This is a genomic window from Priestia endophytica, assembly GCF_026790145.1.
Classification (GTDB): Bacteria; Bacillota; Bacilli; order Bacillales; family Bacillaceae_H; genus Bacillus_I; species Bacillus_I endophytica_A.
Genome location: NZ_JALAMS010000020.1, coordinates 1 through 15,791 on the forward strand (window position 1 = coordinate 1; position 15,791 = coordinate 15,791).

Genomic DNA, 15,791 nt, shown 5'->3' on the forward strand with positions numbered 1-15,791 from the left:
AATAGCGGCGGAGGGGATCGAACCCCCGACCTCACGGGTATGAACCGTACGCTCTAGCCAGCTGAGCTACACCGCCAAATGGCTCCACAGGTAGGATTCGAACCTACGACCGATCGGTTAACAGCCGATAGCTCTACCACTGAGCTACTGTGGAACATTAAATAGGACAATATCTAATTTATCATCAAGACAAGCTTTTGTCAATCGTTTTTCAAGAAAAAAAATAATGTTAAAGTTAAGGATGATAGCTTTTATTTTATATTCAACTCTCACCCTTAACAATTAGGCATTGTTTTGTTCTAAAATGTGCTGAGATAGTTTTTCAGCATAGTCTCCAATTCTCTCCAAATTATTAATAATATCCACAAATAAGATACCAGCTGCTCCTGAACATTCTCCTTTATTTAAACGTAGAATATGCTTTTTGCGCAGTACCCTTTCCATTCTGTCAATCTGATCTTCCATTTCAAGCACGCTTCTGGCACTCTTTATATCGTTGTTTTCTAAAGCTTTTATCATTCCAGAAAGAGCCTTTAACGTACTTTGAAACATTTCTTCTAAGTCAAAAGCAGCCTCCTCTGTAAAAAGAACTTTGTTAGCAAGTTGGTAATCTACAAATTCTGTAATATTTTCACTATGTGCTCCTATCCTTTTTAAATAATGTAATTCTTCTTGACGTCTAAAGTAAGCTTCACTCTCAAGCGTTGATAAAGCATTTTCAGATAGAAGTAGAAAATAGGCTTTTAGCTTTCTTTCCTTTTCTTCTAAGCTTTCCATTACATTTGTGACTTCTCGGGCATACATGCGATCTCTTGTTCCTAAATAACTGTGAGCTTCTGTGAAACTTTTTAAAGCAAGATGACTCATTTCGATCATTTCTTTTTTCACTTGATTTAGAGCGACAGTTGGTGCTTGCTCAATAAACTGTCTGTCAAGGTATCCATGATCTTGAGTTAGAAAAGCATTTCTCTCCGGAAGAGCTTTTGTCACTAAGTATACTAAAATACCTACAAACGGGAGCCAAATTAGTGTGGTAACAATGTTAAAAATAGCGTGTGCAACAGCAATCGTAATAGCTCCATTAATATGAAAATAGGCTTGAACAAGGGATATAAGTGCTGTAAAAACAGGCAGAAAAGCTAAAAAAATAAGTGTACCTGAAGCATTTAATAAAACATGTGTTAAAGCAGCTCTTTTCGCTAGAACAGAAGCACTTAAAGAGGCTAAAACAACCGTAATAGTCGTACCTATATTCGCACCAAATAAAACAGGAAGTGCAGCTGTTAAACTAATAGAACCTTGCTTATACAGTTCCTGTAATACCCCAATTGAAGCACTTGATTTTTGGACAACAGCTGTAAAAATCGTTCCCATGCTTACACCAAAGAAAGGATTATTTCCCATACTTAAAACAAAGGCTTGAAATACATTTAAAGAAACAATTCCCTTCATACCATCTCCCATAAGCTCTAACCCAAGAAACAAAGCACCAAACCCAAAGATAACTTGTCCTATATAGTTAACTTTCTTACTAGAAAAAAACACAATAAGCATTGAGCCAATAGCTAGTATAGGAAGAAAATAAGAACTAAAATTGATACCGATAATAAAAGCTGTCAGTGTTGTGCCAATATTTGATCCCATTATTACACCAATAGATTGTCTTAATGTCATAAATCTGGCACTTACTAAGCCAAGCACAATAATAATCATTCCAGAACTGCTTTGAACAAGAATGGTTGAAATCATTCCGGCAAAAACACCGATAATGGGATTGCTCGTAAACGTATCAATGATTTTCCTAAGCCTCTCCCCTGTTGATTTCTGTAACCCTTCTCCTAAATATGTAATCGCAAACAAAAAGAGGCCAAGACCTCCAATAAATTCGAAAATTGGCTTTTGGAGCGTTACTTCCACCGCTTCCCCTCCTTTAGCATCATGATGCTTTCCCTTTGTTCTCCGACGGAAGAAACTTCTTTATAAGTATGGACGATAACAGGTCCAAAAGACAACAGAATCTTGATATTTTCGTGTAATCAATACATTATTTTCTCTTATCTAATAACCTTTTGCCGTAGAAATGGTGAACGAATACGCGTTCTTAACATCACCCATAAGCTTGCTATTACAATAAGCATAAAAGCGTAATAAAACATCGTTTCCACATCACTCATCCACACTTCAAAAATAATAGGACCTAGAGCAACCCCTATAAATCTTACCATACCATATATTGAGACAATAAATCCCCTCTCTTCATCTCTTACTGACGAAGTGACAAGCATATTAATACACGGAAGCAAAAAACCTAATCCACCAAGTGCTATTGTTAAACAAAACATCAATACAGAAAGAGAATGAAAAAGAACCATAACAAAAAACATAGAAATTAAAAAAGTAATTCCAACGATTATTAATTTCCCCATAAGAATCTTGTCTTCCTTAATTCTTTTCCCTGTCCAATAAGAAGTAATTGTCATCGCTCCTAGTGGAATGGCAAAAGATGTTCCTTTGAAAAAACCATCCATCCTATACTTTTCTTCAATAAGAAAGGAAAGATAGTAAAGAGAGCCGAATAATAAGAAGAGACAAAGACCGCCTAAAAAAAACATTGGATACAGCCAGCGCTGTTCTCGTTTTAAAACTTTCCCAAGCTTCTTAATATAAGTTGAAAAAGAGACCGTGCTTTTCTGTTTTTCTTCTTTCACATATCTTGCAACCCCTATAAGAGGAATAATAGCTACTAGTGGAAAAAGAAAAAAAAGCGCATACCAAGCGATAAGAGCAATTACAGCCCCAATAATAGGAGCAATTACTTTTCCGATACCATTATATACTTCCAATATACCTAGCACTTTTGCTCTTCTGTCACCACTGAACAAATCACCCGCTAATGCCATTGCTAAAGGCGTAGTACCTGCCGCTCCCACTCCTTGGATGATGCGCCCAACCGTAAGCAAGGAGTAGCTATATTGAGACCCTACAATTTCACTAACTCCTGCAATCAAACTTCCAAGTATCACTAATATAAGTGATAGAACAATGAGTTTTCTTCTTCCATATCGGTCAGAAAGGATGCCTACAAAAGGAATAGCAAGCGCAGCTGGCAATGAAAACGCACTTAAAATAAAGCTTGTTTGCGTATCATTTAAGTTAAGATTTTGCTGAATTTCAGGGAGGATTGGTATTAAAGAAGAATTCCCAAGAACCATTATAAAAGGAAGGAGTCCAAGCATCACAGTAATTTTTTGATCATTCATTTCTTTTCCTTCTTTCTCATCATGATGATGGTTTTTCTAACATAAGTTAAAAAGAGTATGTACAAAAGGCAAGGAGGAATATATGGAAAAACTAGGCGTACTTCTTATCGTATTATTTATCGGGTATGTTGCTTATTACGATATTAGTGTAGGAACGCTGAAAGCCTCTTCTCCACAAGCTGTTGAAACAGCAGCTGTTCAAAAATCAGAAAAACAAGATTATCAAACTGTTGTGGTCCAACAGGGCGATACTGTACTATCCATTATTAGTCAACTACAAAAGGAAGACTCCAATTTAAATATTGAGAAAATCAGCCAAGATTTTCGACGCTTAAACGATAATCTCTCACCTGAGAATATTCAAGTTGGAAAGAAGTACAAATTTCCAATTTACAGCTCCTCTTAGTATATTTCTTGTCAATTTCCCCTTTTCATTGCTAAAATATAAGAACAAAGTCACATTCCTTAGTAGTATTTCCATTCACGGAAGAAAGAAATGTATTCAACTTACTTTTACTACTAGTTATTTTTTCAATAACACGTTATTCTTATTAAGGAATAATGTTTGAAATGTGAACTTTACTAAAAGGAGATGTTAACACGTGAGTGAAATCATACATCGCACGAAGACTCGCCCTGTTAAAGTCGGTCATTTGACAATCGGTGGTAGCGATGAAGTAATAATTCAAAGTATGACAACAACTAAAACCCACGATGTCGAGGCAACAGTGGCAGAGATTAAACGTTTGGAAGAGGCAGGCTGTCAAGTTGTTCGTGTAGCATGTCCAGACGAACGTGCGGCAAATGCTATTAGCGAAATTAAAAAACGTATCAACATTCCTCTTGTTGTAGACATTCACTTCGACTATAGATTAGCTCTTAAAGCCATTGAAGGTGGAGCAGATAAAATCCGAATTAACCCAGGTAACATCGGGCGTCGTGAGAAAGTAGAAGCAGTTGTAAAAGCGGCAAAAGAACGTGGAGTTCCAATTCGAATTGGCGTTAACGCTGGCTCTCTTGAAAAACGTATTTTAGATAAATACGGCTACCCTACTGCAGATGGAATGGTTGAAAGTGCACTTCATCATATTCAAATCTTAGAAGACCTTGATTTCCATGATATTATCGTGTCTATGAAAGCGTCAGACGTTAACTTAGCAATTGAAGCATATGAAAAAGCAGCAAAAGCTTTTGACTATCCTCTACATCTAGGTATTACAGAGTCAGGTACGCTGTTTGCTGGAACGGTAAAAAGTGCTGCTGGACTTGGCGCTATTCTTTCAAAAGGGATTGGAAACACACTTCGTATCTCACTAAGTGCTGATCCTGTTGAAGAAGTCAAAGTAGCTCGTGAGCTTCTAAAATCATTTGGTCTTGCTGCAAATGCTGCAACATTAATTTCTTGTCCTACATGTGGACGAATTGAAATTGATCTTATCAGCATTGCAAATGAAGTTGAAGAATATATTTCTACAATTAAAGCACCGATTAAGGTTGCTGTACTTGGTTGTGCTGTAAATGGACCTGGTGAAGCGCGTGAAGCAGACATCGGAATTGCTGGCGCACGTGGTGAAGGTCTTTTATTCCGTAAAGGAAAAACAGTGCGTAAAGTTCCTGAAGAAACAATGGTTGAAGAACTGAAAAAAGAAATCGACAAAATTGCTGAAGAGCATTACGCAAAAGAAAAAGCAGCAAAACAAGAAGAAGAAGCAAACGTATAAAAAAAGCGCCAAACGGCGCTTTTTTTTATTTTCCAAACCACTGATCAATAAGTTCCTTTGCTTCATACCATGTTGTTACACGATGAACATTTTGAGGAACAGGCAGCCTATTATATGGTGTATCAAACAAAATAACAGGAATTCCACATTCCTCACTTATTTCACATGCATTATCATGCTTATCTTCAAAAAAGACATCTACCTCATATTTTTTAGCTGTTTCCACTTTTTCATGTGACCCAATTAAATCAATGTGATGAAAATGTACTCCATTCTCATCAAACCACCCTTTTGTTACGTCAAGTAGCTTATCATGTCGTGCACTTATGTAAAAAAGTTCGTAGTCCTCTTTCCATTCCGCTAAAATGTCTTTTGCATATGGAGCTAATGGAGCATTTTTATAAATGTCTCGTTCATTCTCTTCAAACCATTGGCCAAGCTCTTCCCTACTTACATTTACAAATGGAACCAAATCGTATTCTTTAATATCATCAATTGTTAACGTAAGCTGAAATGCTTCGTTTAAGTACGGTATAAATGTTTCTGGTGATGTTACAGTTCCGTCAATATCAATCCCAAATCGCTTTTTCCTCACGTTTTATCACTCCTTATGTACAGTGTAGCATACAAGCTATAGTCCCAAAAATGGAAAAGTTTAATTCCTATAATTACGAGCATTTGCTCCATACTATAAGTAATCAGCTTTATGCTGATAAGGCAAATACTTCGTTGAGATAATGAAGAATGTGTCTTACTTATGGGAGGCTCTCCATCTCTTATAAGTTCATCCATCAAGCTTTATTACACGTTATCTTGAGCATTCAAGATTACAGAAAGCGGGGATTGCAATGGAGAAAGACCAATATCGAAAAGATTTAGATACACCGTATAAAGACCGAGAATATGAAGAACCCTTCATGGAAGAAACAGCAGCAGAATTAGGCGGAGATGTTCGTAATGAACGATATATTGAGCAAAAACGTACTGATAGAAGTCAAGATCGTAGCAACCAAAATGGTCGTGAAGGAATTGGCTATGGACGTTTAGGGCTTATCCTTTCTGTTCTTTCGTTTTTCTTCCTTCCGGTTATCCTTAGTATCGCAGGGATTGTGTTAGGGTTTATCGCTCGTCGTAAAGGTGCAAGGGGCGCTGGTACATGGGCCATTGGAGTCGGAATTGTTTCCCTCCTTATCGCCATGTTTATCCTCCCATTTTTTTAACAAACAAAAAAAGGGACAAGCTAGGCTTGTCCCTTTTCTTATACCGCACATTTTTTACATTTACCATAAACTTCAAACTTATGACCTGTTACTTGAAAACCATCTAATGAATCATCCACAATTGTCATTGGACATGCTGCAAGTTTCTCTGTTTTCCCACAGTCCAAACAAATGAAGTGATGATGATGGTGGCCAGCAGCACACTGAAAGCGAAAGTGTTTCTCACCAGCGAGCTCTGTTACTTCTAGAATATTCAAGTCTGTAAATAGAGATAAATTACGATAAATGGTATCAAAACTCAATCCAGGATACGCATCTTTCATATTCTCTAACACATCTTTTGCTGTTAAGTACTTATCTGTTTCAGCAAACAGTGTAAGCAAATCTTCGCGTTTTCCTGTATGTTTGTATCCTTCATCTTTTAAAATCCGTATTGCATCATCAATGTTCATGTTTTCTTCCCCACCCTTTTTTTACTAAAATAGACCCTAACAAAATAAGAATGGCAATTACAACGATGACTCCACCTGGAGCAAGGTCTAAGTAATATGAAGAAATGAGTCCACCAATTACGGAAACTTCTCCAAAAATGATTGATAAAATAATTGTTTGCTTAAACCCTGTTGCTAATCGCATACTTGCTGCAACTGGAAGAGTCATTAAAGCAGACACAAGCAGAATACCAACAATATTCATACTTGCTGCAATAACAAGAGCAACCATGACAATAAATAGAAAATGAATAGCTTTTGCTTTTACGCCAGATGCTTTTGCATGCTCTTCATCAAATGATAAAATGAATAGCTCTTTATAAAAGATAATAATGGCAAGCGTAACAACAATCGCAACCCCCACAATAGTCCATAGATCTGTTCGGCTTACAGCACTCACGCTTCCGAATAAATAATTTAATAAATCGCTATTAAAGCCATCTGCAAGCGAAATGAAAATAACACTAATTCCAATTCCGCCTGATAGAATAATCGGAATAGCAAGCTCTTGGTAGTGACGGTAAAGGCCGCGCAGTTTCTCAATAAAAAGTGAACCTGCTACAGAAAAAATCATACCAAAGTAAAGAGGATTAAGCTGATAACCAAGCTTTTTTTCTAACAGCAAGCTTGCTGAAATCCCCGCAAGGGTCACATGACTAAGCGCATCGGCGATAAGAGATAATCGTCTTACAACGATAAAAGCACCAAGAAGCGGCGCTAGAAAGCCAATTAATATCCCTGTAATAAATGCATTTTGTAAAAATTCAAACTGAAATAAATTTGCGATCATACCGGTTGTCCTCCATGTTCATGAGACAGAACGTGAACGTGATGTCCATAAAGTGCGGACAGGTCCTTATCTTTTAAACTCTCAAACTCTGCTGTTTTTCCATGAAAATGAAGATGCTTATTTAAACAAGCCACATGAGTAACTTTTTCTGTAATTGTGCCAATATCATGTGTAACAAGTAAAAGCGTGATTCCCTTTTCCTTATTGAGATAAGAAAGTAAATCATAGAAGTTTTGAACATTCAACGCATCTACCCCAACTGTTGGTTCATCTAAAATTAATAGATTAGGATCACTTACAAGGGCACGCGCAATAAAAATCCTTTGCTGCTGCCCTCCTGAAAGCTCCCCAATATTACGTTTCATAAAAGCTTCCATTCCAACAGCTCGGATTGCTTCTTCTACCTTCTTTTTATGCTCGCTCTTCATAAATTTAAATAAACCAATTTTTGATGTAAGTCCTGTTGAGACAACTTCAAAAACAGTTGCAGGAAAGCCTGAGTTAAAGCTGTTTGCCTTTTGAGAGACAAACCCTATTTTACTCCAGTCTTTATATTTATTCACATCTGTTCCAAACAGTTTAATAGAACCTTTATAAGGTTTTTGCAATCCTAGAATACTTTTGATAAGCGTTGATTTTCCAGAACCATTTGGTCCAACCAACCCTAAAAAAGCGCCCTGTGGCACTTTTAAGTTAATATTATCTAGCACTGTTTCTCGATCATATCGAAAGGACATATCGTTTACTTCAAGTGCATATTGTTGAGTCAATGTTCTTCACCATACTTTTTATAAGAATCATTACGATTTGGGTACTTATGTAGTATACAGGAACACACTATTTTTGTAAATACAAAGGTTTTTAAAGAAAAAAAGACGCCAACATCTTTTTCCAAAATCGATGCGGCTGCCCTTTTTAGTGGATGGCAGACTTGAACTGCGCTCCTTTTGTTTCTTGTGTATTCATAATCGTAATGAAGGCTTTTGGATCCACTTCATGTACAATTGCTTTTAGCTTCGTTACCTCAAGACGTGTTACAACAGCATAAATAACTTCCTTATCTTCATCTGTATAGCCACCTTTTCCTTTTAACTTTGTTGTTCCTCGGCCAAGACGATCTAAGATCGCATCAGAAACATCTGCATAATGATCAGATACAATAATCACAGCTTTTGTTTCATCAAGTCCTTGTATAACAGTATCAATTGTTTTAAATGCAATATAGTAAGCCATTACAGAATACATCGCTTGTTCAGGACCATATACAAAGCCAGCCCAAATAAAGATAAAAATGTTCACAAACATTACAAATTCACCTAGTGAAAACGGCAGTTTTTTCGTTAAAAGGATACCTAAAATTTCTGTACCATCCATTGTACCACCATTTCGAATAACTAATCCAACTCCAGCACCAAGAATGAGCCCTCCAAAAACGGTAGCTAAAATAGGCTGTGTTGTAAAAGCCTCTACATGGTGAAGCTGTGATTCAATAACAGCTAGACATACAATTCCGAAAATTGAAGAGAAGACGAATGTTTTGCCAATATATTTGTACCCAGAATACATAAACGGCAGGTTAATGATAATAACGAGCGTTGCAAAGTTTACAAATGGGATAGCTCCCGCATTAAGGTGACTCAAAATAAGCGATACTCCAATAACGCCACCATCAATAATATCATTGGGAACAAGAAAAAGCTCAATCGCAACAGCAGCTAGACCTGCTCCAATAACAATTAAAAAATAGCGCATTAAAAAGTGTGACAGCTTTTCTTTTTTATGTTGTTTCATAATAACTTTGGCTCCCCCTTCTTGGTCCACTTCTTAAAATGCACAAAAGTTCTCTGTGATTCTTTGATTAACCAAGGCTTTACTTTATTAGGATGCATTATGAAATCACGTTTTGTGCACTAAGACACGTTTGCCCTTCATAAACATAGACTGTAACAACGAGAATAAGGAGGCTTTTGAATGGGTATTTTCAAACAGATTGTGAACAATAAAATCAATCGTATGTCTGTAAAAGAACTAATGCAGTATAGCAAAAAATATGACGTTAGCTTGACGGATACACAGGCAGCTACCCTTGTTAATATTATGAAGGAAAAAAAAGTTGACATTTTTAATGTAGAGGAAAGAAAAGAGTTAATAAAAAAAATTGCACGAGTAACAGATCAACAAACAGCACGTAAGATTAATCAGCTCATTCAAGAACTAATCGCAAAGTAATGCATATAATCAGGAGAACAACCCTCCGGAACTCAGTAGTCGTTCTCCTGGCTTATTTTAATGGAACAATTTCTCTCTAAACTCTGGATCAAATTCTCCTGAACGAAGCATCTCGATCTCAACTTTATATGGAGGCTTTTTATTTTTTTTATCTTCGCCAACATAAGGAGTTTCTAAAATCTTAGGTACATGTGCGAGTGTAGGATGGTTCGCAACATAGTGGAGCGCTTTAAAACCGATATGCCCAAAACCAATGTTTTCATGGCGGTCTTTTTCTGCTCCTTGTTCATTTTTACTGTCGTTAAGATGAACAACTTTAATGCGTTCAACTCCTACAATCTTATCAAATTCCTCTAATACTCCATCAAAGTCTTCTTTAATGTTATATCCAGCATCATGTGTATGACATGTGTCAAAACAAACCGAAAGCTTTTCATTGTGTGTAACACCATCAATGATTTTAGCGATTTCTTCAAAGGAACGTCCACATTCAGAGCCCTTTCCAGCCATCGTTTCTAGAGCAATTTGAACATCTTGCTCTACCGTCAGCACTGTATTTAAACCTTTAATGATTTGTGAAATACCTTCTTCACTTCCGGCTCCAACATGTGCTCCTGGATGAAGAACAATTTGACGGGCCCCTAGCGCTGCTGTACGCTCAATTTCAGAACGTAGAAAATCAACACCTAGCTGGAACGTATCAGAGTTTTTTGTGTTCCCAATATTAATAATATACGGAGCATGGACGATAATGTTGTCGATTCCATTTTCACGCATATGAATATGACCTTTTTCAATGTTCAGTTCTTCAATTTTTTTACGCCTTGTATTTTGTGGCGCGCCTGTATAAATCATAAATGTATTAGCTCCATATGAAGATGCTTCTTCACTAGAACCTAATAGCATTTTTTTCCCGCTCATAGAAACGTGTGAGCCTATCTTAAGCATATTGCTACCTCCACTACGTAAATATTTCTCAGCTGCTTTTCATCGCGTCCTAATTTAGTACGCTTTATTTTATCATAAAAGCAGCATTTCAATCAAAAAAGACGCTACATAGAGCGTCTTTTCCTTACTTTATTTCTTACGTGCATTTCTCGTATTTCGCTTTTGTTTTTTTACATAACGATCAATCTCACGCTGACGTTTCTTTTTGTATCCTGGTTTTACTTTAGCTGGTTTACGGATGAACTTATGAGCTGTTTTTTCGACTTCATCTTCTTGTCTCACACGCTTGCGGCGCTTGTTGCGATCATCAACTTCAACCCATTCATTTCTTTCTAAGTCTTTGTTCACAAACTCGATGCCTCTGTTTTCTAAGCTCATAAGTGCTTCATAGTCACCTTGTTCATAGATTGTAATGGCCGTTCCATCATAACCAGCACGAGCCGTTCTTCCAACACGGTGCACATAGAAGTCTAAATCTTGTGGAATTTCATAGTTAATAACATGACTTACTCCTTGAATATCAATTCCGCGTGCTGCAAGGTCTGTAGCTACAATGTATTGATACTGAAGGTCTTGAATTTGCTTCATACTGCGTTTACGTTCACGAGGCTCTAAGCCACCATGAATACGAGCTACTTTTAGGCCTTTTTCTAAAAGGTGGTCTGCAAGCTCGTCTGCACTTTTCTTCGTATTAGCAAAAACGATTGCTAAATATGGATTAAGGTTTGTTAACATATTATAAACAAGCTCTTTTTTATCACGATGACGCTGTGGAACTAAAATATGCTCAAGCTTTGCTGCTGTAAGCTGTTTTGGTGCAACGTGTGTATAGCGTGGATTATCTAGGTATTTCTTTAAGAATGGCTTAAGTTTCTCAGGAATTGTAGCTGAGAAAACAAGGATTTGAACATCTTCCTTCATAGCCGCTGCAATGCGGTCTACATCTTCAATAAAGCCAAGATCAAGCATAAGATCAGCTTCATCAACTACAATTGTATCCACTTGGCGAACAGAAAGAGCTCCTTCTTGCATCAAATCATGAATACGACTTGGTGTTCCAACAACAATATGTGGCTGTTGCTTAAGCTTCTCAATTGTACGCTGTTTGTCTGTTCCACCAATTAAGCATTTAGACGTTATCTTCGCATCTTCTTCTGTGAAGATCGTAATTTTTTGTACTTCTTCGTGAATTTGCAGAGCAAGTTCACGCGTTGGTGCCATAATCACAGCTTGTACATGATCTTTATGCGGATTAATCTTATTTAAAATAGGAAGTAAATATGCATGTGTCTTCCCTGTTCCAGTTTGTGATTGTCCAATCGCACTTTCCCCATTTAACAGAGAGGGAATGATACGCTCCTGAATTTCAGTTGGCTCATAAAAGTTTAAATCCTTTATCGCCTCTATTAAAAACGGTTGAAACGAGAATTTTTCAAATTTGGTTTGTTTCATGTTAATCTCCTTTTCTTTTTACCCTAAAGCAAACTGTATATGATTATAAGCGAGTATGCTTATAAAGTCTATACTCCCCTTCAAAAACATCTTCATTAAGGTCCCTCTCAATAAGCAACTCCCTTTTTTGTGCATATAGTATAGAAAGTTTATTAAAGGAGGTGTATTCATTGTTTCCTAGACGATCTTTCCCACCGCAAATGACTCGAGGAGGAATGGTCCCTTTTCAAATGACAAGAGGGGTACCAAACATGCCGCAACCATCGTCTGGCGGAGGTATCTTAGCAAAAATTTTAGGTCGAAACGCTGGCCTGTCTAGCGTCCAAAACGCCGCAGCCGCTCCGAAAGCGTTCAACCTAACGTCTGTGATGACGAACGTCCAAAAAGTCTTAGGTGTTGCTGAGCGCGTAACACCAATGGTACAGCAATACGGACCAATGGTCAGAAACGTGCCGGCTATGTTTAAAATTTACAAAGCCCTTAAAGATGATAATACCACTGATGATCAATCAACGCCAAGTGATGTTGAAGAGCCCGTTGTTAAAAAAGAAGTAAAAAAGGTTCAGAAATTAAAACAACCTAAAAATTCTACTCAAACAAAAGCAAGTGCCAAAACTTCTAACCAAACAAAAGCAAAGGCTAAAACTTCCCAGCCCAAACTTTATATTTAACTTAGCTCTTCCACATTTCTTTCTTTGTATTCTGCAGTATCCTCCTTTATAATGAAACAAGAGTACCTGCTCTTTCTAGTTTAACGAGGAGGATTGATGATGGAAATAATTAAAATTGCACCTCGCGGATATTGTTATGGGGTTGTAGACGCTATGGTTATTGCCCGCAATGCCGCTTTAGATAAAAGTCTACCTCGTCCCATTTATATTTTAGGGATGATTGTACACAACAAGCATGTAACAGATGCGTTTGAGGAAGACGGCATTATTACGCTTGATGGAGCAAACCGTTTAGAGATTTTAGAAGGAATTGAAAATGGAACTGTCATTTTCACAGCACACGGTGTATCTCCAGAAGTTAAAAAACGCGCGAAAGAAAAGGGGCTTACAACTATTGATGCTACTTGCCCTGATGTAACAAGAACGCATGATTTAATTCGCGCGAAGAAAAAAGAAGGCTATCAAGTGATTTATATCGGAAAGAAAAATCACCCAGAGCCAGAAGGAGCACTTGGTGTTGCCCCTGATATCGTCCATCTTGTTGAAAAAGCTGAAGATGTGAAAAGCTTGAATATTGAAAGCGACAAAATCATTGTTACAAATCAAACAACAATGAGCCAATGGGATGTATTAGACGTAATGGAAAAAGTGCAAGAAAAATTCCCACACGTTGAGCAGCATAAAGAAATTTGTCTTGCTACTCAAGTTCGCCAAGAAGCTGTGGCAGAACAAGCTGGTGAAGCAGATGTAACGATTGTTGTTGGAGATCCAAAAAGTAACAACTCAAATCGTCTAGCACAAGTTTCAGAAGAAATCGCTGGCACAACAGCTTATAGAATTGGAGATCTTTCAGAGCTTAAAATTGATTGGCTAAAAGGAGCTAAGAAAGTTGCTGTTACAGCTGGTGCTTCTACGCCAACTCCAATTGTGCGTGAAGTTATTCAGTTTATTGATCAGTTCGATGAACATGATGAAACAACATGGAAAAATGAAAAGAAAGTTCCGCTTTCTAAAATTTTACCAAAAGTTAAACAACCAAAACCAGCGCAGGAACTTTCGCGCTCATAATTAAAAAAGGTGAGGCATTAATGCCTCACCTTTTTTACATGAATTGAAATGGGTTTGTATCTTCTTCAGATGGAAATACTTCACATAGAATATTTTCGTCCTTAAACAGAGCTGTTAACTTGTCTGTAACGCCTTGTTTCATGATTTGCTCAACATGATGACCAGGATCAATAACATTAAGTCCTACATTCATTGCATCTTGAGCAACATGGAAATATAAATCTCCTGTCACATAAACATCGGCACCTTTAAATTTAGCTGTATGCATATATTTATTACCGTCCCCGCCTAAAACAGCTACTTTACGTACTTTGTCTTGAAGATTTCCAACAACGCGAAGACCACTCACACCAAAGACACGTTTAACACGCTCAGCAAACTCCCCTAGCGTTGTTTCCTCTTCAAGTTTGCCCATCCGTCCTAAACCGTACTCTTCTCCTTTTTGGCTAAGGTCATAGACGTCATAAGCAACTTCTTCATATGGATGTGTCTTTTTCATTGCTCGTATAATATTCTTTTCATCTGAAGCTTTGAATACTGTTTCAATTCGTACTTCTTCTTCTTCATGAAGTTCACCAGTTGTCCCTACATAAGGATCTGTGCCTTCTAGTGGAAGAAACGTTCCTTTTCCTTCTGTATTGAATGTACAGTGGCTGTAGTTACCGATATGCCCCCCACCTGAGGTTCCAAGAGCATGTCTTACTTCATCAGCATGACTTTTTGGAACGAATACAACAAGCTTTTTCAATGCTTCTTCACCCGTTGGAACAAGAACGGTCGTATCTTTTATTCCTAGAGCATCTGCTAATAAATCATTCACGCCGCCTTTTGTCACATCAAGGTTTGTATGTGCAGCATAAACAGCAATATCGTGTTTCAAACATTTTTCTACAATTCTTCCGGTTGCTCCATCTGTTGTTACTGTTTTTAAAGGTCGAAAGATTGGCGGGTGGTGAGCAATAATTAAATCCACTTTTTTTTCAATTGCTTCATCTACCACATTTTCCATAACATCTAATGTAACCATTACACGCTTTACAGGTTTGCTTAACGTTCCAATTTGAAGACCAATTTTATCTCCTTCAACCGCTAAGTTCTTTGGTGAAAATGATTCAAATACTTCAATAATTTTTTGGCCGCTTACTTCCTTTGCCACTATAAAACCTCCCTAATCGATTTTAAATCTTGTTCCATTTCCCCTTTTCTTTTCAAGTTTTCTTGTGTTAAAGTGCTTTTTTCAAGCTGCTTAATAATCCGTTCAAGGTGGCTTTCTTCATGAATCCACTTTTTTATAAATGTTTCATTTTTCTCTTCACGTAAGAAAGGTCCAAGCAAAAGGCCTTTTTCTAATGCGTCACCATATGGAGACATAGGATTTCCTCTCTCTGCCATTAACACTTCATAAATGTGTCCATCTTCCTCAAGGATATGTTCTCCTTTAAGTTCCCAGTCGTTATTAATAAGCCATTTACGAACATTTCTTGCCCCAATATTAGGCTGTAAAACAAGACGAGTAACGCCTTCTAATTTGTGTTTTCCCTCTTCTAGAATGTTTGTAATCAATGCACCGCCCATTCCTGCTATTACAACACAGTCTACTTCTCCTTTAGAGATCACTTCAAGGCCGTCCCCTTTTCGAACGCTAATCTTCTCATTGAGCTCTAAATTTTTCACTTGATTTAAAGCCGACTGAAACGGACCGTCCGTAATTTCTCCAGCTACGGCTCCTTTTATGTATCCCATCTCATACGCATAGCAAGGTAGATATGCGTGGTCAGATCCAATATCAGCAATAACGGCTCCTTTTGGAATAAATTCTACCGCTTGCTTAAGACGATTTGATAATTTAACTGTCGTCAATCATGTCACCTACTCATGTTATTTTCTTCTCTCATAATAAAGATTTCAGCGCTCTCTTTCAAGTTCAAAGAAAAAAAGAAC

17 protein-coding genes and 2 tRNA genes are annotated in these 15,791 nt (G+C 37.4%); 6 read left to right on the top strand and 13 right to left on the bottom strand.

Features of this window, described 5'->3' with window-relative positions; translation table 11 throughout:
• Window positions 1-2: 2 nt before the first annotated feature.
• The 4 genes from MOC86_RS16270 to MOC86_RS16285 all read right to left on the bottom strand — a co-directional run bounded on the left by MOC86_RS16270 (window position 3) and on the right by MOC86_RS16285 (window position 3,260).
• Window positions 3-76 (bottom strand) — tRNA-Met (locus tag MOC86_RS16270).
• 3 nt (window positions 77-79) lie between these two features.
• A tRNA-Asn gene (locus tag MOC86_RS16275) sits at window positions 80-154 on the bottom strand.
• 128 nt (window positions 155-282) lie between these two features.
• Window positions 283-1,917, bottom strand: a complete 1,635-nt coding sequence (locus tag MOC86_RS16280) for a Na/Pi cotransporter family protein (protein ID WP_268585108.1) — start codon at window positions 1,915-1,917, stop codon at window positions 283-285.
• A gap of 137 nt (window positions 1,918-2,054) precedes the next feature.
• Window positions 2,055-3,260: an MFS transporter gene (locus tag MOC86_RS16285; protein WP_268585109.1), complete on the bottom strand. Its 1,206-nt coding sequence runs from the start codon at window positions 3,258-3,260 to the stop codon at window positions 2,055-2,057.
• A gap of 82 nt (window positions 3,261-3,342) precedes the next feature.
• Between MOC86_RS16285 and MOC86_RS16290 the strand changes: the two genes are divergently transcribed.
• Both MOC86_RS16290 and ispG read left to right on the top strand, forming a co-directional pair.
• Window positions 3,343-3,666, top strand: a complete 324-nt coding sequence (locus MOC86_RS16290) for a LysM peptidoglycan-binding domain-containing protein (protein WP_268585110.1) — start codon at window positions 3,343-3,345, stop codon at window positions 3,664-3,666.
• A 196-nt stretch (window positions 3,667-3,862) separates the two neighbouring features.
• Window positions 3,863-4,981 (top strand): flavodoxin-dependent (E)-4-hydroxy-3-methylbut-2-enyl-diphosphate synthase, encoded by a 1,119-nt coding sequence (gene ispG, locus MOC86_RS16295; protein WP_243517637.1) that lies wholly within the window; start codon window positions 3,863-3,865, stop codon window positions 4,979-4,981.
• A gap of 25 nt (window positions 4,982-5,006) precedes the next feature.
• Here ispG and MOC86_RS16300 read toward each other — a convergent pair whose 3' ends face one another.
• The gene (locus MOC86_RS16300; protein ID WP_268585111.1) at window positions 5,007-5,576 is read right to left on the bottom strand and encodes a 5' nucleotidase, NT5C type; all 570 of its coding nucleotides are present in this window, start codon (window positions 5,574-5,576) and stop codon (window positions 5,007-5,009) included.
• A 253-nt stretch (window positions 5,577-5,829) separates the two neighbouring features.
• Here MOC86_RS16300 and MOC86_RS16305 point away from each other — a divergent pair, with 253 nt between their 5' ends.
• Window positions 5,830-6,201, top strand: coding sequence for a DUF4190 domain-containing protein (locus tag MOC86_RS16305; protein ID WP_061802004.1), 372 nt, complete (start codon window positions 5,830-5,832; stop codon window positions 6,199-6,201).
• A 38-nt stretch (window positions 6,202-6,239) separates the two neighbouring features.
• On the opposite strand, the gene MOC86_RS16310 is transcribed toward MOC86_RS16305, so the two are convergent.
• The 4 genes from MOC86_RS16310 to MOC86_RS16325 form a co-directional block, all read right to left on the bottom strand.
• Window positions 6,240-6,653: a Fur family transcriptional regulator gene (locus MOC86_RS16310; RefSeq protein ID WP_019391462.1), complete on the bottom strand. Its 414-nt coding sequence runs from the start codon at window positions 6,651-6,653 to the stop codon at window positions 6,240-6,242.
• Window positions 6,643-7,482 (bottom strand): metal ABC transporter permease, encoded by an 840-nt coding sequence (locus MOC86_RS16315; protein WP_040056810.1) that lies wholly within the window; start codon window positions 7,480-7,482, stop codon window positions 6,643-6,645. Before MOC86_RS16315 ends, MOC86_RS16310 begins: the two co-directional genes overlap by 11 nt.
• Window positions 7,479-8,219 carry a metal ABC transporter ATP-binding protein gene (locus tag MOC86_RS16320; protein WP_268585272.1) on the bottom strand — a complete coding sequence of 247 codons (741 nt, stop codon included), beginning with the start codon at window positions 8,217-8,219 and terminating at the stop codon, window positions 7,479-7,481. The genes MOC86_RS16315 and MOC86_RS16320 overlap by 4 nt, the downstream gene beginning before the upstream one ends.
• Window positions 8,220-8,397: 178 nt before the next feature.
• Window positions 8,398-9,273, bottom strand: coding sequence for a YitT family protein (locus tag MOC86_RS16325; protein WP_019391459.1), 876 nt, complete (start codon window positions 9,271-9,273; stop codon window positions 8,398-8,400).
• Window positions 9,274-9,453: 180 nt separating this feature from the next.
• Between MOC86_RS16325 and MOC86_RS16330 the strand changes: the two genes are divergently transcribed.
• A complete protein-coding gene (locus MOC86_RS16330; RefSeq protein WP_268585112.1) occupies window positions 9,454-9,711 on the top strand; it encodes a DUF2624 domain-containing protein in 258 nt (85 codons plus the stop codon).
• Window positions 9,712-9,768: 57 nt separating this feature from the next.
• Here MOC86_RS16330 and MOC86_RS16335 read toward each other — a convergent pair whose 3' ends face one another.
• Window positions 9,769-10,659, bottom strand: a complete 891-nt coding sequence (locus MOC86_RS16335) for a deoxyribonuclease IV (RefSeq protein WP_268585113.1) — start codon at window positions 10,657-10,659, stop codon at window positions 9,769-9,771.
• A gap of 129 nt (window positions 10,660-10,788) precedes the next feature.
• On the bottom strand, window positions 10,789-12,111 hold the full coding sequence (locus MOC86_RS16340; RefSeq protein ID WP_243517631.1) for a DEAD/DEAH box helicase: 1,323 nt from the start codon (window positions 12,109-12,111) through the stop codon (window positions 10,789-10,791).
• 170 nt (window positions 12,112-12,281) lie between these two features.
• On the opposite strand from MOC86_RS16340, the gene vrrA reads away from it, so the two are divergent.
• Both vrrA and MOC86_RS16350 read left to right on the top strand, forming a co-directional pair.
• Window positions 12,282-12,782: a VrrA/YqfQ family protein gene (gene vrrA, locus MOC86_RS16345; RefSeq protein WP_268585114.1), complete on the top strand. Its 501-nt coding sequence runs from the start codon at window positions 12,282-12,284 to the stop codon at window positions 12,780-12,782.
• 99 nt (window positions 12,783-12,881) lie between these two features.
• Window positions 12,882-13,850 (top strand): 4-hydroxy-3-methylbut-2-enyl diphosphate reductase, encoded by a 969-nt coding sequence (locus MOC86_RS16350; protein WP_268585115.1) that lies wholly within the window; start codon window positions 12,882-12,884, stop codon window positions 13,848-13,850.
• Between the two features lie 34 nt (window positions 13,851-13,884).
• On the opposite strand, the gene MOC86_RS16355 is transcribed toward MOC86_RS16350, so the two are convergent.
• Both MOC86_RS16355 and MOC86_RS16360 read right to left on the bottom strand, forming a co-directional pair.
• Window positions 13,885-15,006, bottom strand: a complete 1,122-nt coding sequence (locus MOC86_RS16355) for a Nif3-like dinuclear metal center hexameric protein (protein ID WP_268585116.1) — start codon at window positions 15,004-15,006, stop codon at window positions 13,885-13,887.
• Window positions 15,006-15,710, bottom strand: a complete 705-nt coding sequence (locus tag MOC86_RS16360) for a tRNA (adenine(22)-N(1))-methyltransferase (protein ID WP_243517619.1) — start codon at window positions 15,708-15,710, stop codon at window positions 15,006-15,008. The genes MOC86_RS16355 and MOC86_RS16360 overlap by 1 nt, the downstream gene beginning before the upstream one ends.
• Between the last annotated feature and the right edge of the window lie 81 nt (window positions 15,711-15,791).

Excerpts from the sequence above, each read along its gene's own strand:
- MOC86_RS16285 (WP_268585109.1), bottom strand. The coding sequence starts at position 3,260 with ATGAATGATCAAAAAATTACTGTGATGCTTGGACTCCTTCCTTTTATA.
- MOC86_RS16290 (WP_268585110.1), top strand. The coding sequence starts at position 3,343 with ATGGAAAAACTAGGCGTACTTCTTATCGTATTATTTATCGGGTATGTT.
- MOC86_RS16305 (WP_061802004.1), top strand. The coding sequence starts at position 5,830 with ATGGAGAAAGACCAATATCGAAAAGATTTAGATACACCGTATAAAGAC.
- MOC86_RS16310 (WP_019391462.1), bottom strand. The coding sequence starts at position 6,653 with ATGAACATTGATGATGCAATACGGATTTTAAAAGATGAAGGATACAAA.
- MOC86_RS16315 (WP_040056810.1), bottom strand. The coding sequence starts at position 7,482 with ATGATCGCAAATTTATTTCAGTTTGAATTTTTACAAAATGCATTTATT.
- MOC86_RS16320 (WP_268585272.1), bottom strand. The coding sequence starts at position 8,219 with ATGTCCTTTCGATATGATCGAGAAACAGTGCTAGATAATATTAACTTA.
- MOC86_RS16325 (WP_019391459.1), bottom strand. The coding sequence starts at position 9,273 with ATGAAACAACATAAAAAAGAAAAGCTGTCACACTTTTTAATGCGCTAT.
- MOC86_RS16330 (WP_268585112.1), top strand. The coding sequence starts at position 9,454 with ATGGGTATTTTCAAACAGATTGTGAACAATAAAATCAATCGTATGTCT.
- MOC86_RS16335 (WP_268585113.1), bottom strand. The coding sequence starts at position 10,659 with ATGCTTAAGATAGGCTCACACGTTTCTATGAGCGGGAAAAAAATGCTA.
- MOC86_RS16340 (WP_243517631.1), bottom strand. The coding sequence starts at position 12,111 with ATGAAACAAACCAAATTTGAAAAATTCTCGTTTCAACCGTTTTTAATA.
- MOC86_RS16350 (WP_268585115.1), top strand. The coding sequence starts at position 12,882 with ATGGAAATAATTAAAATTGCACCTCGCGGATATTGTTATGGGGTTGTA.